Source organism: Micromonospora sp. CA-248089 (assembly GCF_050948515.1).
GTDB lineage: Bacteria > Actinomycetota > Actinomycetes > Mycobacteriales > Micromonosporaceae > Micromonospora.
The window spans coordinates 3,767,470-3,785,868 of record NZ_CP192016.1 but is presented as its reverse complement, the minus strand read 5'-3'; the positions used below and the strand labels follow the sequence as shown (position 1 = coordinate 3,785,868).

Genomic DNA, 18,399 nt, shown 5'->3' with positions numbered 1-18,399 from the left:
TTACCGATTGAGCACACCATGCCACCGAGGGTCCGTCAAGGACCGGCGCACGCGAAACGGCGGGCGGGCCCGAAGGCCCGCCCGCCGCCCGGCGGTGCGATGTGTCAGCGCAGGTGCGCCTCGATCGCCTCGATGACGCGGGGACGCAGCTCGGCAGCACGGATCACCGCGTCCACCGAGCCGACCTCGACCGCGCGCTGGATGCTGTGCACCCGGTCGAACTCGGCGGCCACCTCGCCCAGCTTCTCCGCCCGCACCGAGGCGCGCAGCTCGTCCAGCTCGGCGGTGAGCGTCGCCCGCTCGGTGCCGGCCGCGGCGGTGACCCGGGCCTCCAGGTCGCGTACCCGGGCGTCGGCGGCGGTGCGGGCGGCGACCTCGCCGGCGAACACCACGGCGGCGGCGGGCGCGCCACCGAGCACCGAGGCGAACGACCCCTCGATCGCCAGCACCGTCATGTCCGGGTTGAGCGCCTTGGAGAAGACCACGAACGCGCCGCCGTGGTAGCGCGAGATCACGCAGAACACGATCGGGCCGCGGAAGTTCACGATCGCCCGGCCGATCTCCGCGCCGTACTCCAGTTGCAGCTTGCGCATCGACTCGGGTGAGCCGTCGAAGCCGGACAGGTTGGCGAGCACGACCAGCGGCCGGTTGCCGCTTGCCGCGTTGATCGCCCGCGCGGCCTTCTTCGACGAACGCGGGAACAGCGTGCCCGCGGTGTACGTGTCCGGGCCGTCGGTGGGCGGGAAACCGTGCCGGGGCACCGAGCGCGACTCGATGCCGAGCAGGCACACCGGGATGCCGCCGAGGTGCACGTCCTGCACCACCGCCGTCTCCGCGTCGGCCATGCCGGCCCACCGCTCCAGCACCGGGTGGTCCTGGTCGGCGAGGGCCCGCATCACGGTACGGATGTCGAACGGCTTCTTGCGGTCCGGGTTGGCGGTGGCGGAGAAGATCTCGCCCACAGTGGCGAAGTCGCTGCCGGCCACCGCGTGCGGGTAACCGCAGATGTCCCGGTCCACCGGGTCCATGGTGACGGCCCGGCGCGGGGCGTGCTCGCCCGGCGCGACGTACGTGTGGTCGTAGTGCGCCATCAGCACGTCCCGAGCGGCCGGCAGGTCCGGCGCCCAGTACTGCGCCTGCCCGTTCGGCCCCATCACCCGGTCGTAGCCGCCGATGCCGAAGTTGTCCTCGGCGGAGACGCCGCCGGAGAAGTCGAGCGACTGCTTGCCGGTGAGCACCATCGCCGAGTCCGGCGTCATGACCAGCACGCCCTTGGTGTGCATGAGCATCGTCGCCTCGGCGTTCCAGTACGGCTGGGCGCCGACGTTGATGCCCGCCACCACGATGTTGATCTCACCACCGTCCTGGGTGAACTCGACGATGCGCTTGAGCGCCGCGGCCACCCAGTCCATGTTCTCCGTGCCGGAGGTCATCGAGATCCGGGCGCCGGCGCTCAACGCGTACCACTCCAGCGGCACGCCCATCCGCTGCGCCAGGTCCAGCGCGGCGATCACCCGCCGGCACTCCGGCTCGGACAGCGCGCCCAGCGCCTTGGTCGGGTCGCCGAGCAGCACCACCCGGGTCACGCCCTGCGGGTGCCGCGGCGTCGGGGTGGTCACCACGCCGGCCACGATCGCCGCGGTGTTGCGGCCCTTCGGCCGGTCCACCGGCACCAGCTGGTGGTCGGCGTCCAGGTCGTGCTCGACGAAGTCACCCAGCAGACCGGTCAGCTCGTACGGGTAGACCGTGTTGCGGCCGGCCGCGCGCAGCACCTTCAGCCGGTAGTCGTCCAGCGGCTCGACCGGCTCGACCGGCGGCTCGCCCACCGTCAGCTGCGCGTGCCCGCTCACGTCGAAGGTGATCCGCACGCCCACCTTGGTCAGCTCGCCGGTACGCCGGTCGCGCTGCCGCGCGATGAACAGGATCTCCTCCAGCTCGGCGCCCACAGTGGTCGGGCGTACCCGCCCGGCGATCAGCTCCATCTCCTCGCGGGTCAGCTCGCTCGGCGGCCACACGTAGATGACGATCCGGTTGGTCGGGAACCGCGACTTCGACGGCCGCCTCGACTGCGCCCGGCGGATCGAGTCGATGCAGGCCGCCACCGTGTCCTCGGTGGTCGGCAGCGCCACCAGCCGGCCGTCCTGTTCCCGCAGCTCGGTCAGGTCACGCACCTGCGCGAACGCGACCAGCCGCTGGTCGGACGGGTTCTGCCGGGCGACCGCCTGGAACAGGTAGACCTCCTCGTCCAGCGACGGCAGCCGGGTCAGGTCGAACTCGCGCAGCCGTTCCAGGTGCATCCGCTGCGCGATGTACGGGTGCAGGCCGCGGATCAGCCGCTCCTCGACCATCCCGCCGCCCTCGGCGGGGCGGAACGTGACGTGGTGGTGCATCACCGCGCCCGCGCGCCCGGCGACGGTGGTGGTGAGGCGGCGCACCTGCTGCGGCAGCGGGTGCGCGTTGACGACCTCCAGCAGCGCGGCGGCGGTGGCGCCCAGGTCCTCGGGCTGGTTCTCCCAGGCCAGGTAGACGTCCGCGTCGACGGCCTCGCAGTCCCGGGCCACCTGGGCCAGCCCGCGCAGCGCGTCGCCGAGGGCGTCGAAGCGTACGGCGGCCGAGACCACGCTCGACCCGTCGCGCCCGGCCACCACGAACGTGCAGCCGCCGGCGGCGCGGGTGCTGACCTCGGTGAGCGCCTTGTTGCCGTAGTACCGGCGGGTCAGCACCTCCAGCATGGCCGCGTTGTCCAGGTCGTTGCGGACCAGGCGCTGGCCGAGCAGCCGCACCAGCGGCTCGGTGCTGCGGACCATCTCGGCGATCCGTTCGGCGCGGTCCGGCGCGTCCGGCTGCGCGTCGAGGTGCCGCAGGTGGGTGCGGACCTGGGCGTAGACCCGGGCCCGGTTGCGGCGCAGTAGCGGCTGGGCGAACCAGGCGAACACCACGCCGCGGGCCAGGTCGGCGACCACCGGGAAGCGGACCTGGGTGGCCGCGACGAGCCGCTCCAGCGTGAGACCGGCCGGCTCGCGCAGCGCCTCGTCCGGCGGCGGCTCGCGCAGCCAGGAGCGCAGCAGCGCGGCGATCACCGTGGCGTCCGCGGCGGCCCGCTGCTGGGCCAGGAAGATCCGGAAGACCGCGGCCTCCAGGTCGGGGGAGCGGTCCAGCTCGGTGACGCCGTAGTGGGCGAGCGCCTTGGCCAGGCGGGTCCGGAACGACTCCGGGGAACCGGCCCGCTCGACGTCGAGGCTCTGCAGGTAGGTGTGGAAGTACTCGCGGGCGCTGTGCACGTGCCCGCCCGGCCCGTCGTCGCCGCCGGGCCGGTTACGGCTCAGCTCGGCCAGGTCGGCGAAGACGTTCACCAGTTCCAGTTCCTCGGCCAGCGGCCGGTGCCCGGCCTCGGTGGCCGCGCGCCGCGCGTCCAGGTAGTCGTCGAGCACGCGGCGCTCGTCGTGCGGGTCGACGTCGTAGCCGAGCAGAAGCGAGCACAGGTCCTCCTGGCCGCGTTCGGCCCGCGACCGCGCCGGCACGTCGGCGGGCGCGGTGGGCAGGTCCAGCTCGACCGCCGGTCCGGCCGGGCCGGCGGCCGCCTCGTCGCCGGACTCCGCGATCGGTTCCAGGCGCAGCAGCGGTGCCCCGGCCTCCACCTGGGTGCCGACCGCCACCGACGACTCCTTGAGGCGGGCCCGGAACGGTGCCCGCAGCACCGTCTCCATCTTCATCGCCTCCAGCACCAGCACCGGCGCGCCGGCCTCGACCTCCGCACCGACCGCGAGTGGCGTGGCGACCACCAGCGCCGGCATGGGCGAGCGCAGCACGCCGCCCTCGTCGCGGCTGATCCGGTGCGTCACACCGTCCACCTCGACCAGATGCACCGGCCCGTGGGTGTCGGTGAGTAGGCGGAACCGCGCGCCGTTGACGGCGATCTGGCCGGTGTGCCGGTCGAAGCGGTCCAGCTCGACGTCGGCGGTGCGCGCGTCGCCACCGGCCTCGACGCCGACCCGGAACCGGTGCGCGCCGACCCGGGCCACCCGCATCCGGTAGGTCACGCCGCGCAGCTTCAGGTCCAGCGGCCGGCCGCTGCGGTGCTGCACCTGCGGGCGTCCACCGGCGGCGGTGGACAGCAGCCGCTGCCGCTCGGCGGTCTCGTCCTCCTCGTACGCCTCGATCGCGGCGGCGGCGAGCGCCACGGCGGAGTGCCGGTGCGCGACCAGCCGGCCCTCGCCGCGTACCCGGTCGATCCAGCCGGTGTCCGCGCTGGCGTCGATCACCTCGGGCTGGTCGAGCAGGTCGAGCACGAAGCTCTTGTTCGTCGCGCCGCCGGCGATGACCACTGTGGTGTTCGCCATCGCCCGGCGCAGGCGGCCCAGCGCCTCGTCCCGGTCCCGGCCGTACGCGATGATCTTGGCGATCATGGAGTCGAAGTCGGCCGGGATGGTGTCGCCCTCGCTGACGCCGGTGTCGACCCGGATGCCGGGCCCGGCGGGCAGGTCCAGCCGGGTGATCCGGCCGGGGGAGGGGGCGAAGTCGCGGTCCGGGTCCTCGGCGTTGAGCCGCGCCTCGATCGCGTGCCCGCGCTCGACCGGCGGCTCACCGGTGAGCCGGCCGCCACCGGCCACATGCAGCTGTGCCTTGACCAGGTCGAACCCGGTGGTCGCCTCGGTGATCGGGTGCTCGACCTGCAGGCGCGTGTTGACCTCCAGGAACGCGAACAGCCGGTCGCCCGGGTGGTAGAGGAACTCGACAGTGGCCGCGCCCCGGTAGCCGACCGCCACCGCCAGGCGCTCCGCCGACGCCTTCAGCTCCGCCACCTGCTCCGGGGCGAGCACCGGCGACGCGGACTCCTCGATCACCTTCTGGTTGCGCCGCTGCACCGAGCAGTCCCGTACCCCGAGCGCCCACGCGGTGCCCTGACCGTCGGCGATCACCTGCACCTCGACGTGCCGGGCGCCGGTGACCAGGCGCTCCAGGAACACCACGCCACTGCCGAACGCGCGCGCCGCCTCCTGGCTGGTGCGCTCGTAGGCGTCGGCCAGCTCGGCGTCGCTGCGGATCACCCGGATGCCGCGCCCGCCGCCACCGGCTGTCGCCTTGAGCATCAGCGGGTAGCCGATCGAGGCCGCCGCGCGCAGCGCGTCCTCGAGGCTCTCCACCGCGCCGCGGCTCCACGGCGCGACCGGCACGCCGACCTCCTCGGCGATCAGCTTCGCGCCGATCTTGTCGCCGAGCTTGCGCATGGCATCAGGGCTCGGCCCGACGAACGTCACGCCGATCTTCTCGCACAGCTCGGCGAACGCCGGGTCCTCCGCCACGAAACCCCAGCCCACCCACGCGGCGTCCGCGCCGGTCTCGACCAGCGCGCGCTCCAGGGTCTTCAGGTCGAGGTACGGGCGGGCGGACGCGGGGCCGAGGTCGTAGGCGATGTCCGCCTCGCGGACGAACGTGGCGGTACGGTCGACGTCGGTGTACAGCGCGACGGTCTCGATCCGGCTGCCGGTCTCCGCGGCCAGTTCCCGGACCGCGTGGATGAGCCGCATCGCGGCCTCACCACGGTTGACGATGGCGACACGGGTGAACACGTGACCGTCCCCTTCGGTTGACCCACTCCTGCGCGCCGGGCGCGGCGATGCCCCCGGCTTGCCTCACCCTTCCGGCTGTGCGCGGGCGGCGCCATGTCGTAACGGCCGAAGCCTGAGCGGGGACCGTTGTAGGAACCGAACAAAAGTTTTTAGCCAGCCACTCACTACCAGCCGGTACGCGATACGGCGCCGGACCCGTGCGGGTCCGGCGCCGTGACGTGCCTGCGGTGCGGGCTCAGCCCGGGATGTCCCGGGGGTCGCGCTCGCGGGGGTACGTGTTCTTCTCGCCGATCGTGCCGTCCTGCTTCTTGATCACGTGCTCGGTGCCGCGGTCGGCCGCCATCTCCCGGCCGGCCGCTTCGGCCTCCGCCTTGGTGTCGTGGCGGCTGCTCGCGCGCTCGTTGCCCTCCGGGCGGTTCTTCCACTGCCCGTCCTGCTGGTAGGTGTCGATGTCGCCCTTCGCCATGCCGTCAGCTCCCCTCGTTCGCGTGTCCGATGACAAATGTCTGCCCACGGGCGCGGTGCGTTAATCCTGCGGTAGCTCAGCCGTTTGCCGGAACAGCAAGCTTCCTTGCTGTCCGGTCCGGGGCGACGCACGATGGCGGGGCCGGTCGGCAGACGACCGGCGGCGAGGAGGCAGATATGACGGGGCACCACCACCACGAGCACCCGGCGGACACCGACCCGGCCCGGTTCTGGGACGAGCGGTACGGCCAGCGGGACCGGATCTGGAGCGGCCGGGTGAACCCGGTCCTGGCCGAGGTGGCCGCCGCGCTGCCCCCGGGCACCGTGCTCGACCTGGGCAGCGGCGAGGGCGGCGACGCGGTGTGGCTCGCGTCGCACGGCTGGCGGGTCACCGCCGTGGACATCTCGTCCGTCGCGCTGGACCGCCTCGTCGTGGAGGCCGAGCGGGCCGGGGTGGCCGACCGGATCACCACCGTCCGGCACGACCTCACCCAGGGCTTCCCGCCCGGCCGCTACGACCTGGTGTCCGCGCAGTTCTTCCAGTCGCCGCTGGTCCTGCCCCGGGAGGAGGTGCTGCCCCCGGCGGCCGAGGCGGTCGCGCCCGGCGGCCTGCTGCTCGTCGTCGAACACGGCGCGCCGCCGCCCTGGGCCGGGCCCGACACCGGCCACCACCGGTTCGCCGAACCGGAGGAGATCCTGGCCGCGATGAGCCTCGACCCGGACGCCTGGGAAACCGAGCGGCTGGGCGCGGCGCGCCGTACGGCCACCGGCCCGGACGGCCAGACCGGTGAGTTGATCGACCACGTGGTGCTGGTGCGGCGCCGCTGACCCCGGTCAGGCCCGCGCGGGCGGCCGGGTCAGCAGCAGCACCAGCAGCCCGGTCGCGCACAGCGCGGTGCTCATGCCGTACGCCCACCGGTAGCCGACCTGCGCGGAGAGCCCGAGCAGCGGCCCGGCGAGCATGGCGCCGATCGGGAACGTGTTGGTGAACAGCGTGGTGGCCCGGCCCGGCTCGCCCGGCAGCAGATCCTGCACGTAGGCGATGCCGACGCCGGACACCGCGGCGATGAACAGCGCGTTCACCGGCTGCGCGAACAGCAGGACCGGCACGCTCGGCGCCAGCGCGGCGGTCGCGTAGTAGGCGACCCCGCAGGCGCCGCCGACCAGGACCAGCAGTCGCAGCCGGACCCGCGCGGTCAGCGCGCCCAGCCCGAGGATCAGCGGGATCTCCAGCGCCGCGCACAGGCCCAGCACCAGCCCGGCGCGGGAGGGGTCGTCGTTCAGTTCGGTGTCGATGAACAGCGGCATCGCCTGCACACCGACCGTCAGCGGGCACTGGAGCAGGACGAACGTGAGCGCCGTCAGCGCCAACCGCAGCCGGGACGCGCCGGGCGGGCCGGGCGGGGCGCCGTCCGGGTCGGCCGCGACCGGCCGCGCCGGCAGCGGCAGCTCCTCCAGCCGGAACGCGGCCACCAGCGCGGCCAGCGCGTACATGACGGCGGCCATGCCGTAGACCAGGCGGAAGCCGCCGACGTCGAGCAGCACCGCGGCCAGCGCCGGCCCGGCCACCCAGGCCAGCGAGAACACGGTACGCATGAGGCTGACGCCGAACGCGGCCCGCGCCGGATCGTCCCTGTCGAACAGCGCCCGGGTGTACGCGAACGACTGCGGGAACAGCGAGTTCGCCAGCGCGGTGGCGGTGGCGGTCAGCCCCAGCAGGATCCAGTAGTCGCGGACGTACGCGGTCAGGCCCGCGCCCACCACGCCGGCCAGCGCGGCGCCGACCAGCAGCGCGCGCCGGATCGGCAGGCGGTCCGACAGCCGGCCGATCAGCGCGGAAGCGACCACCCCGGACAGCGGGGCGACGACCAGGAACACGGTCACCCGTACCGGACTGGCGTGGACCTCCCGGTCGAGGAACAGCGACAGGAACGGCAGCACCACGGCGGTGGACAGACCGACGGTCAGGAAGACCACACCCAGCGGGAGCAGCCGGAATCGGCCGGCGCGCACCGCCGGCCTGGTGTCCACAGCCATGCGGCGGACTGTACGCCGCGGCGGCGCGGCGGCCGACCGGGTTTCCGCAGCCCGGACAGTCCCCGGTGCTCAGCCGGCCGCCCGGGGCGGTACGCCGGCCTGCTCACACGCCTCCCGGTACATGCGCACCACCTCCCGGCGGATCTGCGCCCGTTCGGTGAGGCGGTGGGCGAACGGGACGCGCACCGGGACCTCGGTGCCGCCGACGGTGACGGCGAAGTCGATGCCGTCGGCGTCCAGGCCGGTGGTACGGGCCGCCGTGGCGTCCGGCCGGCCGCCGAGCGTACGGCAGATCAGCAGCGCGTCCCCGGCGTGGTCGTCGTTCATGTGCCGGCTGACGGCGGCGACCACCTCCGGCGGGAACCCGGCGTTCACGCGGCGCCCTCCCGATCGTCGGCCGCGACGAGACGGCCCAGGTCGGTGAAGACCGCGATGTTGTGCTCGTACGCCAGCAGCACCTCGTCGCGCAGCGCGGCGCGGCCGGCCTCGTCCAGCGCGAGCGCGTCCAGTCTCGCCCGGTAGGCGTCCTTGTACGCCTTCGGGTCGGTGATGCGCGGGAAGCGGTAGAACGACGCCCCGGCGTCCGCTGTCACCCCGTAGTACCGGGTCACGCAGCGCCCGATGTGCCGTCCGCCGGACAGGTCGCCGAGGTAGCGGATGTAGTGGTGCGCGATGAACCGCTCGGGCGAACCGGGGCAGGCCGAGGCGATCCGCGCGGCGTACGCGGACGCGGCCGGAACCGGCTCCACCGCCTCCGGCCACCGCGGGCCGAGCAGGAACCGCAGGTCGGCGTCGAGCGCGGGCAGCCGGGTCAGCGCGTCGTCGACGAACGGGCCGGCCAGCGGGTCGTGGCGCATCGTCTCCGCGACGCCCTCCAGCGCCGCGTAGATGGCGTGGTGCGCGACGACGAGCGCGGTGTAGCCGGCCACGTCGAGTTGACCCGAGGTGAGCGCGGAGACGTACCGCTGGGACTCGGCGCTCTGGTGCGCGTCGCGGGTCTCGGCACGCAGCCGGGCCGCGAACGTCTGTGTATCCATCTGCTATCTCTCCTCGTCGACTGACGATCTGTCGGGCCGGCCGCGTCGGGGAACGATCAGCGGCAACGCGTCACGGGGGTGGGGGACGACCTCGATGTCGTACCGGTAGACCTCGCTGAGCAGCGGGGCGGTGAGCACCTCGCGCGGTGCCCCGGCGGCGCGGACGCGTCCGTCGCCGAGCAGGGTCACGGTGTCCGCGTACGCACCGGTCAGCGTCAGGTCGTGCAGCACCACGACCACGGCGTCCCCGGCGTGGGCCCGCTCCCGCGCGATACGCATCACCAGTTCCTGGTGGCGCAGGTCGAGCGCGGCGGTCGGCTCGTCGAGCAGCAGCGTGGTGGCGCGCTGCGCGAGGACCCGGGCCAGCGCGGCGCGGGCCTGCTCGCCGCCGGAGAGCGCGGGATACGGCCGGGCCGCGAAGCGGGCGATGTCGCAGCGGTCGAGCACGTCGGCGACGACGGCGTCGTCCTGGTCCCGCTCGGGCCGCCCGGCCCACGGCGCCCGGCCCATCCGCACCACCTCCCCGACCGTGAACGGGAAACTCAGCGTGTTGCGCTGGGTGAGGACGGCCCGGCGCCAGGCCAGTTCCACCGCGCTCCACGACTCGCGGGGCAGCCCGTCGACCTCGATCCGGCCGGCGGCGGTCGGCACGTCCCCGCTGATCGCGCCGAGCAGCGTCGACTTTCCGGCGCCGTTCGGCCCGACCAGGGCGTGCACCTCACCGGCGCGTACCTCCAGGTCGACTCCGTCGAGCACGGCCCGTCCGGCGCGTTCGACGCGTAGCCCGGCCACCCGGATCCGGAGGTGCCCGGCGGGCGCCGTCTCCGGTGGGCGGGCGGCGGCGAACCGGCGCGGCGGACGCAGGCGGCTCATCCCCAGCCTCCGGCCCGGTCGCGGGTGCGGCGCAGCAGCCAGAAGAACGCCGGGCCGCCGATGACCGCGGTGAGCACGCCGAGGGGCAGCTCCTGGTGCTCGACGAGGGTACGTGCCGCGAGGTCGGCGCCGATCACCACGACGGCCCCGCCGAGCGCGCTGGCGATCAGCAGCACCCGGTGGCCCGGTCCGGCGACCATCCGGATCAGGTGGGGCACGACCAGTCCGACGAAGCTGATGATGCCGGTGAACGCCACCGCGGCGGCACCGAGCAGCGCGGTGACGACGATCAGCCGCAGCCGCAGGCGTTCGACGTCGACGCCGAGGTGCCGGGCGGCGGGTTCGCCGAGGGCGAGCAGGTCGAGCCGGCGCGCGTCGGCGCAGGCGACGGCGAGGCCGACGAGCAGGCACGGCGCGGCGAGACCGACGGCCGTCCAACTGGCCTGGGCGAGGCTGCCGAGGTTCCAGAAGGCGATGGCCTGTACGCCGGACTGGTCGGTGACGAACATGAGCAGTCCGATCACCGATCCGGCCACCGCGTTGACCGCGACGCCGGTCAGGACCAGCGTCACCACCTCGGTCCGGCCCCCGGAGCGGGCCAGCGCGTACACCAGGTAGGTGGTGGCGAGGCCGCCGGCGAAGGCGGCGAGCGGCACTGTCCATCCGCCCAGGACGGTGACGCCGGTGACGATGGCCAGCGCGGCGCCGACGGCCGCGCCGGCCGACACCCCGATGACGCCGGGCTCGGCGAGCGGGTTGCCGAAGACGCCCTGCATGATCGCGCCGGCACAGCCGAGGGCGGCACCGACGACGGCCGCCAGCAGCACCCGCGGGAAGCGGACGATCCAGAGCGCGTTCTCGCCCTGCGCCGCCGACGGCAGCGGACCCAGGTCCAGGCCGAGGCGGTGCAGCACGGAGCCGAGCACCTCGGCGGGGGAGATCGCCACCTGGCCGCGCCCGGCCGCCAACAGGGCGACGAGCACCAGGGCGACGCCGAGCCCGGCCAGCAGTACGGTGCCCCGCCGGCCGGCGGACCGGGGGGCGCCGGTGGCGGGCGCCTTGTCGGTGGCGGGCGCGCGCTCGGTCCGTACCGCGGTCACGACGGGTCCTCGCACGAGTAGACGGCGCGGGCCAGGGCCTGGACGACGCGGCCGGAGCGGACGCCGAAGGTGAGCAGCGTGCCGTCGGCCATGTCGACGACGCGCCGGTTCGCGCCGGCCGGCGTCTGCGCCACACCGGGCAGCTTCAGCAGCCCGTCGACGCCGCCGACGGAGGCGAGCCCGGCGCTCATCACCAGGATCACGTCCGGCGCGGCGTTGATGAGGCCCTCGCTGGTCAGCGGACGGAACTTGGACAGCCCGGCGGCGCTGCCGGCGTCGACGCCGCCGATCGCCTCGATCATCGCGTCGGACCCGGCGCCCCGGCCGCCGATCAGGTACACCCCGGCGGTGCCGCGCAGGTAGAGGAACGCGATCCTCGGCGCCCGGCCCGCCGGGGCGGCGCGCCGGGCCTCGGCGGTCTCGCTCTGCACGCGGGCCACCAGCCGCTCCCCGGCCTCGGGTACGCCGAGTGCCGCCGCGATCGCGCGGATGTGCGCCGGTACGCCGTCGAGGGTCGGCTCGGCCCGTACCTGCACGACCGGGATGCCCGCGGCGCCCAGTTGGCGCAGCACCTCGGGCGGCCCGACGCCGTCGTCGACGAGCAGCACGCTCGGGTCGAGGTCGAGCACCGCCTCGGCGGAGAGGTCGTGCCCGCCCGGGGTGACCACCGGCAGGTGCGCGGCGGCGGGGAACGTGGTCGAGGTGTCCCGTCCGATGACGTTGCCGCCCAGGCCGAGGCCGAAGACGATCTCGGCGATCGAGCCGTGCAGGTTCACCGGGAGGATGCGGCTGACGTCGTCGACCGTCACCGTCGTGCCGTCGCCGGAGCGTACGGTGGCCGGCAGCGCGGGTGTGGGCGCCGGGCGGACCGGGTCGACGTCGGCGTCGTCCACTGTGGCGGTGACCGGCCCGCAGCCGGCGGCGGACGGCGTACCCGATCCGCCCGGCGCGGCGCAGCCGGTCGCCGCCATGGTGGCCGCGAGCAGCGCGATCAGCGGTCCCCGGCCTGGTCGCCGGGGGCGGTGCGGGCGGCTCATCGGCCGGCACCACGACGGCGCCGCCACCGGCCGAGGCCGACCAGGGCGACCAGGGCCAGCCCTGCGGCGACGACCCCGATGGTCCATCCGCGTCCGGCGCCGGCGGTGTCGCTGATCCGGGTGACGTGCAGGTCGCCGGCCGCAGCCGGCGACGGAGCCCCGGCACCGGTCGCGGCGGGCGCCGCCCCGGGTGCGGCGGGCGCGCTGCCGGAGGCGGCGGGGCCGGCGCGCCCTGGCCGGTGATGGCCCGGGGCGCGGTCGCGGCGGGCGTGGTCGCCTTCGACGCGGGGTCCGCCTTCGCCGGGGCGCTCGTGGTGCCCGCGGCGGCGGCGAAGGTGACCGGCACCCGCACGTCCTGCGAGCGGTCGGAGGCCCGGGTGTGGTCGGCGCGGGTGACGACAGCGCAGCGCCGGACGGTGCAGTCGACGTCGCCGATGGTGGGGGTCACCTTGACCGTCACCGAGAACGAGCCGCCGGGCCCGTACGGCTTGGGCAGGCCCTCGGCGTAGCTGGGCGGGTTCGACGAGATCCACTGCGAGGCGCCGAGGCTGCCGCTGGTGTCCGCGCCGCCGCCGCACGGAGTCGCCGTCACGCCGGGGCCGTTGTCGACGCAGTACGCGACGTAGATGCCCTTGTCGACGTCGTAGCCCCGCCCGGAGACGGTCACTGTGGCGCCGGAGCGGCTCAGGCCGGTGCTCGGCGTGACGGTGAGCTTCTGGCCGCCGCTGCCGGTGGCGGTGCCGGCGTGGGCCGGCACGGGCGTGGCGGCGACGACGGCCGCGGTGAGCAGAACTGTGGTCAGGATGGTGCGGCGCCGTGCTCGCATCGGGCTCCTCACACGACAGGTACGACCGAGTGCCGGCCGAGTGGTTGCTTAGGTTTGGCTAACCTAAGTGGCAAAGCCGCAGGTCGCAAGGGGCCCTTTCAGTTGAAGATCTTGGTCCGCTTTGCCGATCACTCGTCATCTTAGGGTTGCCTAACCTAATGCCTTCGCTTCCCCTCCCGAGAGGAACAGCATGTTCAGATCCAGAGCCGGAGCCCTCCGGTCGATGCGCTGGGTGGCGGTGCTCGCCCTCGGCGTGTCGAGCGCGCTCGTGGGCGCCGGACCGGCCTCGGCGGCCGAGGCCGAGATCACCAGCGGAAGTCTGACCTGGGGTTTCAAGGCCAGCTTCCGCGCCTACGTCAAGGCCGGCAACGGGAACCCGCCGATCGCGGTCAGCAACGGCGCCACCGTCAACGCCGACGGCACGTTCACGTTCCCGTCGACCGGCGGGACGCACGACGCCGCCGCCGGCACGACGAGCGCCACCTACGGCGGCACAGTCGTCTTCTCGTACCCGGCGCACCTACTGACCATCACGCTGGCCAACCCGACGGTCGACGTCGGCGGCGGCACCGCCTCGCTGAAGGCGGACGTCGACCTGGCCACCACGATGACCGAGCCGGTATCGGTCAAGCAGGCCACCATCGCCACCCTCACCGGGAGTCCCTCCTCCAGCGGGAACACGGTGACGGGCAGCAACCTGGCCGCGGCGCTCACCAGCGCTGGGGCCGGCGCGTTCAACGGCTTCTACGTCGCCGGTGAGGCGCTGGACCCGGTGTCGTTCACGTTCACCACCGGCGGCGGCACCGCGCCCGCCACCCCGGCGGTGACTGTCGACCCGGCCCAGGGCCTCGACCCGGCCGGCGCCACGGTCACCGTCCGCGGCACCGGCTTCGACCCGGACTTCAACAACGGGGCGGGCATCTACGTCTCGTTCGGACCGAAGGTCGACGAGCACTGGGCCAACGCCGGTGTCCTCCAGGTCACCAAGTGGGTCAACAAGACCAACGAGCCGACCGACGCCCGGGACCGGATGGCCGCCGACGGCAGCTTCACCACGACGCTGCCGATCAGCGCCGTCTACACCGACCGCAACGGCGGCGAGGTGGACTGCACCCAGGTGCAGTGCTACGTCATCACCTTCGCCGCCCGCGGTTCGGCCGACCGCCGCCAGGACACGTTCACCCCGATCACCTTCACCCGTACCGGCGGGGGTGGGAACTCGGCCCAGCAGCGGATCACCAGCACCGTGACCGGCGGCCCGCTCAGCCTGAGCGTGGCCGGCGCGAACGTCGCCCTGCCGCCGGTCGGCAAGGGCGAGTACGCCCGGGCGCCGCTGAACACGGCCACGGTGGCCGACCTGCGCGGCGCCGGCACCGGCTGGAGCCTGGTCGGACAGGTCTCCGACTTCACCTCCGCCGCCGGTGGCGTCATCGCCGGGAACTACCTCGGCTGGGCGCCGACGGCGAACGTAGTGGACGACCCGCTGGGCGGCACCACCGGCGCCGTCATCCCGGGCGCGGTGGCCGCTCCCGGCGCCGGTCTCGGTGAGGCCCGTGCCCTGTGCACGGCCGGAGCCGGGACCAGCAACGGCGTCTTTGCCTGCGGTGCCGAGCTCAACCTCGGTGTCCCGGCGTCCACCGCGGCGGGCGACTACGTCGCCACGCTCACCCTGACCCTCTCCTGATTCACCGACCGGGTCGGACCTGGTGGGGCGCGGGCACGTCGCCCGCGCCCCACCAGCCGCGCCCCGGCGACCACCTCGCAGCGGAGCACGGTATGCCCCTCCTCACGCCTCCCACACGCACCCCGCGGCGGCAGACGCCCGGCGCCCCGGCCGCGCGGTGGTGCGCCGCGCTCGCCGCCGTGCTACTCGCGGTGCTGCTCGGGCCGCCGGCCGCTGGCGAGGCCGCCCCCCGGCCGGCGCCGTCCGCCGACCCCGGCGCCGTCCGCTGGGCGGTCCAGCCGTCCGGACCCGGCGGGCCCACCGGGCGCAACTACTTCACCTACGACCTGGCGCCGGGCGCCACCATCACCGACCACGTCGGGGTGACCAACCTCGGTGACCGGCCGCTCACCTTCGCGGTGTACGGCACCGACGCGTACACCACCACCGACGGCGCGTTCGCGCTGCTGCCCTCGGACCGGGCCGCCACCGACGTGGGTGCCTGGATCGGCGTCGAGCGGCGAAGCTGGACCGTCCAGCCCGGCAAGCGCGCGGACATCCCGTTCCGTCTCACGGTGCCGCGCAACGCCACGCCGGGCGACCACACCGGCGGCGTGATCGCCGCGGTCGCCCAGGACGGCGTCACCGCCGACGGGCAGCGGGTCCGGCTCGACCAGCGGATCGCCGCCCGGGTCTACCTCCGCGTGGCCGGCGAGGTCCGCCCCGCCGTGACGGTCGAGTCGGTACGCGTCGACTACGACACCCCGCTCAACCCGATCGGCCGCGCCGACCTGACGGTCACCTACCGGATCCGCAACAGCGGCAACGTCCGCGTCGGCGGCACCGGCGCGGTGGTCGTCGACGGCCCTGGTGGCTGGACGCTGTCCCGGACCAGCCCGGTGGACCTGCCCGAACTGCTGCCCGGCGCCGAGTTCACCGTCACCGAGCGGGTCACCGGCGTACCGCCCGCGCTGCGGCTGACCGCGACCGTCGACCTCGCACCCACCACCGTCGACACCGCGTTGCCCCCGGTGCAGCGCACCGCGAGCGTGTGGGCGCCGCCCTGGCTGCTGATCGCCGCACTGGCGGCCGCCGGAGCCCGGCTCGCCCTGCGTCGCCGCCGTCGTCGCACCCCGGCCACGCCGTCCACCTCGCCCGGATCGGCGTCGGTGCCCGAGCCTCCGGCGACGGCTGCACCCGCCGGGCCGGTGTCGATGTCCGAGCCCTCGGCTGCTCCGGCCGGGCCGGAGGATGTGCCCGGGGCTCCCGCCGCGGGGACGGCCGAACCCCCGGCGGGCGGCACGGCGGCCGGTGCCCGGTGAACCCGGTCCTGCCGGCCGCCGCCGCGATCCTCGCGCTGGCCGCGCCGGTCCCGGCACCGCCCTCCAATGCGGCCGGCACCGCCGCGACGGCTCGCCCCACGATCACGGTGCCGTCCGGGCCGGTGGCGGTCGGGCAGCGGGTCACCGTCACGCTGCGTGGCTGGCCGGCCGGCCCGGCGCACCTGACCGTCTGCGGCAACGACGCCCGCCGGGGCGCGCTCGACTGCGCCAACGAGCACGCCACCACCGTCCAGGTGGCGGCGGGCACCGCCGTGGCGCCGATCGTGCTGGACGCGCCGCCTGTCGCCTGCCCCTGCGTGCTGCGGGCCGGTCAACTGACCGGCGTCGCGCAGGTCACCGCGGCTCTGCCGCTGAGCGGCGTGACCGCCGCCCCGGCGCCCGCCCCGGCCACCGCGCCACGACTGCACCTCGACGAGCTGGGTGTCGCCGGCCGCAGCCCGCTGCGGACCTGGTTCGGGCTGCCCGAGACGCTCACCGTGCGCGTCGCGCTGCGCAACGCCGGTCCGGCCGACGTGGTCGAGCCGCCGTTCACGCTGCTGTTCGGCCGGCCCGGCCGGGCGCAGACCATCGTCGCCGCCCCGCCCCTGGGCACCATCGGCGCTGGACAGACCCGGACGTACGAGATCCCGGTGCCGGTGGACGTCGCAGTCCTCGGAAAGCACGAACTGCACGGACGCGTCGACGTACCGGAACAGCCGGTGGCCTTCGTGGTCGAGACCAGCCGTCACCCCTGGGGGCTGCTCGGCGCGGCGGCCGTCCTGGTCGCCGCGCCGCTCGTGCTGCGGCCGAGCCCGTCCCGCCGCCGGGGCCGGCACCGCACCGCCGCGGGAACCGGCTAGCCGACGGCGGTGGGGGAGGGCGGCGCGCTGCCGCCCTGCGGCGCCTCCGCCGTCATCAGCCGGACGATCTCCGCCCGGTCGGCGGCCGACGGCATCCCCCACTCCGGCCGGTAGCCGAACGCCCGGTCCAGCGGGATCGACGAGGTGCGGCCGTCGAGGATCTCCACCGCGTCGGTGCCGATCAGTCCGGGGTGCTCGACGCCGCACGCCTCGGCCACCTTGACCAGGTCGCGGCGCAGCGTACGGATGTAGTTCGCGGCCCGCACCGACTTGCGGGCCGGGTCCAGGCCCCGGGCCAGCCAGGCGTTCTGCGTGGCGACGCCGGTCGGACAGGTGTCGGTGTGGCACTTCTGCGCCTGGATGCAGCCGATCGCCAGCATCGCCTCCCGCCCGACGTTGACCATGTCGGCGCCGAGCGCGAACGCCACCACCGCGTTGTCCGGCAGGCCGAGCTTGCCCGCGCCGACGAACACCACGCTCTCGTGCAGGTCGCGCTCGGCGAACGTCCGGTAGACCCGGGAGAAGCCCTGCTGGAAGGGCAGCGAGACCGAGTCGCTGAAGATCAGCGGTGCCGCGCCGGTCCCGCCCTCGCCGCCGTCGACGGTCACGAAGTCCACCCCGCGGCCGGTGTCGCGCATCAGCGTGGTCAGCTCCTCCCAGAACCCCAGGTCGCCGACGGCGGACTTGATGCCGACCGGCAGGCCGGTCTCGGCGGCGAGCAGTTCCACCCAGTCCAGCAGGCTGTCGCAGTCGGAGAACTCGGCGTGCCGGGACGGGCTGACGCAGTCGCGTCCGGCCGGGATGCCCCGGGTGGCGGCGATCTCGGCGGACACCTTCGCCGCCGGCAGCAGCCCGCCGAGGCTCGGCTTGGCGCCCTGACTGAGCTTGATCTCCAGCGCGCGGACCGGTGCCGACGCCACCAGGTCCTTGAGCCGCTCCAGGCTGAACCGGCCCTGCTCGTCCCGGCAGCCGAAATACGCGGTGCCGAGCTGGAAGACCAGCTCACCGCCGTTGCGGTGGTACGGCGACAGCCCGCCCTCACCGGTGTTGTGCAGGCATCCGGCCAGCGCGGCGCCCCGGTTGAGCGCCTCGACCGCGTTGCCGGACAGGGAACCGAAGCTCATCCCGGAGATGTTCACCACCGACTGGGGGCGGAACGCGTGCGCCCGGCCGCGCGCCGCGCCGAGCACCTTGGCGCAGGGCAGCGTCACGTCGTGCCCGGCGGTCGGCGCCGACGGCGGGACCGTCCGGCCGAACGTGCGGTGCTTGATGATCGGATAGCCGGAGGTGTGCTCAATGTCGTTGTCGGTGCCGAACCCGAAGTAGTTGTTCTCCTGCTTGGCCGAGGCGTACACCCAGCGCCGCTGGTCGCGGGTGAACGGCCGTTCCTCGTCGTTGCCGGCCACGATGTACTGCCGCAGCTCCGGTCCGATCGACTCGATCAGGTACCGGGCCCGGCCCAGCACGGGGAAGTTGCGGCGCAGCGCGTGGTCGCGTTGCAGCAGGTCCCGCGCCGCCAGCGCGGCGACGGCGGCGACGGCTGCGGGTACGGCTCTTCTCGCCCAGCTCATCCCGCCACTCTTTCCGGCCCGGCACCCGGTCAAACGCC

Annotated in this window: 14 protein-coding genes; 5 read left to right on the top strand and 9 right to left on the bottom strand. The window is 74.6% G+C overall.

Annotated elements, in window-relative coordinates; all coding sequences use genetic code 11:
- Positions 1-104: 104 nt before the first annotated feature.
- Both ACQP26_RS18010 and ACQP26_RS18005 read right to left on the bottom strand, forming a co-directional pair.
- A complete protein-coding gene (locus tag ACQP26_RS18010) occupies positions 105-5,570 on the bottom strand; it encodes a carboxyl transferase domain-containing protein (protein WP_433493467.1) in 5,466 nt (1,821 codons plus the stop codon).
- 235 nt (positions 5,571-5,805) lie between these two features.
- Positions 5,806-6,036 carry a DUF2188 domain-containing protein gene (locus ACQP26_RS18005; RefSeq protein ID WP_269705562.1) on the bottom strand — a complete coding sequence of 77 codons (231 nt, stop codon included), beginning with the start codon at positions 6,034-6,036 and terminating at the stop codon, positions 5,806-5,808.
- A gap of 176 nt (positions 6,037-6,212) precedes the next feature.
- Here ACQP26_RS18005 and ACQP26_RS18000 point away from each other — a divergent pair, with 176 nt between their 5' ends.
- Complete coding sequence (locus ACQP26_RS18000) at positions 6,213-6,863, top strand: class I SAM-dependent methyltransferase (RefSeq protein ID WP_433493466.1); 651 nt, start codon at positions 6,213-6,215, stop codon at positions 6,861-6,863.
- Positions 6,864-6,869: 6 nt separating this feature from the next.
- Here the strand turns inward: ACQP26_RS18000 and ACQP26_RS17995 are convergent, their stop codons facing one another.
- The 6 genes from ACQP26_RS17995 to ACQP26_RS17970 form a co-directional block, all read right to left on the bottom strand.
- Complete coding sequence (locus tag ACQP26_RS17995) at positions 6,870-8,072, bottom strand: sugar efflux transporter (RefSeq protein ID WP_433493465.1); 1,203 nt, start codon at positions 8,070-8,072, stop codon at positions 6,870-6,872.
- Between the two features lie 69 nt (positions 8,073-8,141).
- On the bottom strand, positions 8,142-8,447 hold the full coding sequence (locus tag ACQP26_RS17990; RefSeq protein ID WP_433493464.1) for a DUF2470 domain-containing protein: 306 nt from the start codon (positions 8,445-8,447) through the stop codon (positions 8,142-8,144).
- Complete coding sequence (locus tag ACQP26_RS17985; RefSeq protein WP_433493463.1) at positions 8,444-9,109, bottom strand: heme oxygenase (biliverdin-producing); 666 nt, start codon at positions 9,107-9,109, stop codon at positions 8,444-8,446. The genes ACQP26_RS17990 and ACQP26_RS17985 overlap by 4 nt, the downstream gene beginning before the upstream one ends.
- A gap of 3 nt (positions 9,110-9,112) precedes the next feature.
- A complete protein-coding gene (locus ACQP26_RS17980) occupies positions 9,113-9,982 on the bottom strand; it encodes a heme ABC transporter ATP-binding protein (RefSeq protein ID WP_433493462.1) in 870 nt (289 codons plus the stop codon).
- Positions 9,979-11,082 (bottom strand): FecCD family ABC transporter permease, encoded by a 1,104-nt coding sequence (locus ACQP26_RS17975; protein ID WP_433493461.1) that lies wholly within the window; start codon positions 11,080-11,082, stop codon positions 9,979-9,981. Before ACQP26_RS17975 ends, ACQP26_RS17980 begins: the two co-directional genes overlap by 4 nt.
- Complete coding sequence (locus ACQP26_RS17970) at positions 11,079-12,119, bottom strand: heme/hemin ABC transporter substrate-binding protein (protein ID WP_433493460.1); 1,041 nt, start codon at positions 12,117-12,119, stop codon at positions 11,079-11,081. The genes ACQP26_RS17975 and ACQP26_RS17970 overlap by 4 nt, the downstream gene beginning before the upstream one ends.
- Positions 12,120-12,361: 242 nt before the next feature.
- On the opposite strand from ACQP26_RS17970, the gene ACQP26_RS17965 reads away from it, so the two are divergent.
- The 4 genes from ACQP26_RS17965 to ACQP26_RS17950 all read left to right on the top strand — a co-directional run bounded on the left by ACQP26_RS17965 (position 12,362) and on the right by ACQP26_RS17950 (position 16,790).
- The gene (locus ACQP26_RS17965) at positions 12,362-12,628 is read left to right on the top strand and encodes a hypothetical protein (protein ID WP_433493459.1); all 267 of its coding nucleotides are present in this window, start codon (positions 12,362-12,364) and stop codon (positions 12,626-12,628) included.
- A gap of 507 nt (positions 12,629-13,135) precedes the next feature.
- Positions 13,136-14,629, top strand: a complete 1,494-nt coding sequence (locus tag ACQP26_RS17960; RefSeq protein ID WP_433493458.1) for an HtaA domain-containing protein — start codon at positions 13,136-13,138, stop codon at positions 14,627-14,629.
- Positions 14,630-14,721: 92 nt separating this feature from the next.
- Positions 14,722-15,930, top strand: coding sequence for a WxL protein peptidoglycan domain-containing protein (locus tag ACQP26_RS17955; protein WP_433493457.1), 1,209 nt, complete (start codon positions 14,722-14,724; stop codon positions 15,928-15,930).
- Positions 15,927-16,790 (top strand): hypothetical protein, encoded by an 864-nt coding sequence (locus ACQP26_RS17950; protein ID WP_433493456.1) that lies wholly within the window; start codon positions 15,927-15,929, stop codon positions 16,788-16,790. The genes ACQP26_RS17955 and ACQP26_RS17950 overlap by 4 nt, the downstream gene beginning before the upstream one ends.
- Here ACQP26_RS17950 and ACQP26_RS17945 read toward each other — a convergent pair.
- Positions 16,787-18,361 (bottom strand): FMN-binding glutamate synthase family protein, encoded by a 1,575-nt coding sequence (locus tag ACQP26_RS17945; protein WP_281577556.1) that lies wholly within the window; start codon positions 18,359-18,361, stop codon positions 16,787-16,789. The genes ACQP26_RS17950 and ACQP26_RS17945 overlap by 4 nt on opposite strands.
- Positions 18,362-18,399 lie beyond the last annotated feature (38 nt).

What these genes read in the sequence shown, in the direction of transcription:
- ACQP26_RS18005 (WP_269705562.1), bottom strand. Translation starts at nt 6,036, where the DNA reads ATGGCGAAGGGCGACATCGACACCTACCAGCAGGACGGGCAGTGGAAG.
- ACQP26_RS18000 (WP_433493466.1), top strand. Translation starts at nt 6,213, where the DNA reads ATGACGGGGCACCACCACCACGAGCACCCGGCGGACACCGACCCGGCC.
- ACQP26_RS17995 (WP_433493465.1), bottom strand. Translation starts at nt 8,072, where the DNA reads ATGGCTGTGGACACCAGGCCGGCGGTGCGCGCCGGCCGATTCCGGCTG.
- ACQP26_RS17985 (WP_433493463.1), bottom strand. Translation starts at nt 9,109, where the DNA reads ATGGATACACAGACGTTCGCGGCCCGGCTGCGTGCCGAGACCCGCGAC.
- ACQP26_RS17980 (WP_433493462.1), bottom strand. Translation starts at nt 9,982, where the DNA reads ATGAGCCGCCTGCGTCCGCCGCGCCGGTTCGCCGCCGCCCGCCCACCG.
- ACQP26_RS17970 (WP_433493460.1), bottom strand. Translation starts at nt 12,119, where the DNA reads ATGAGCCGCCCGCACCGCCCCCGGCGACCAGGCCGGGGACCGCTGATC.
- ACQP26_RS17965 (WP_433493459.1), top strand. Translation starts at nt 12,362, where the DNA reads ATGGCCCGGGGCGCGGTCGCGGCGGGCGTGGTCGCCTTCGACGCGGGG.
- ACQP26_RS17960 (WP_433493458.1), top strand. Translation starts at nt 13,136, where the DNA reads ATGTTCAGATCCAGAGCCGGAGCCCTCCGGTCGATGCGCTGGGTGGCG.
- ACQP26_RS17955 (WP_433493457.1), top strand. Translation starts at nt 14,722, where the DNA reads ATGCCCCTCCTCACGCCTCCCACACGCACCCCGCGGCGGCAGACGCCC.
- ACQP26_RS17945 (WP_281577556.1), bottom strand. Translation starts at nt 18,361, where the DNA reads ATGAGCTGGGCGAGAAGAGCCGTACCCGCAGCCGTCGCCGCCGTCGCC.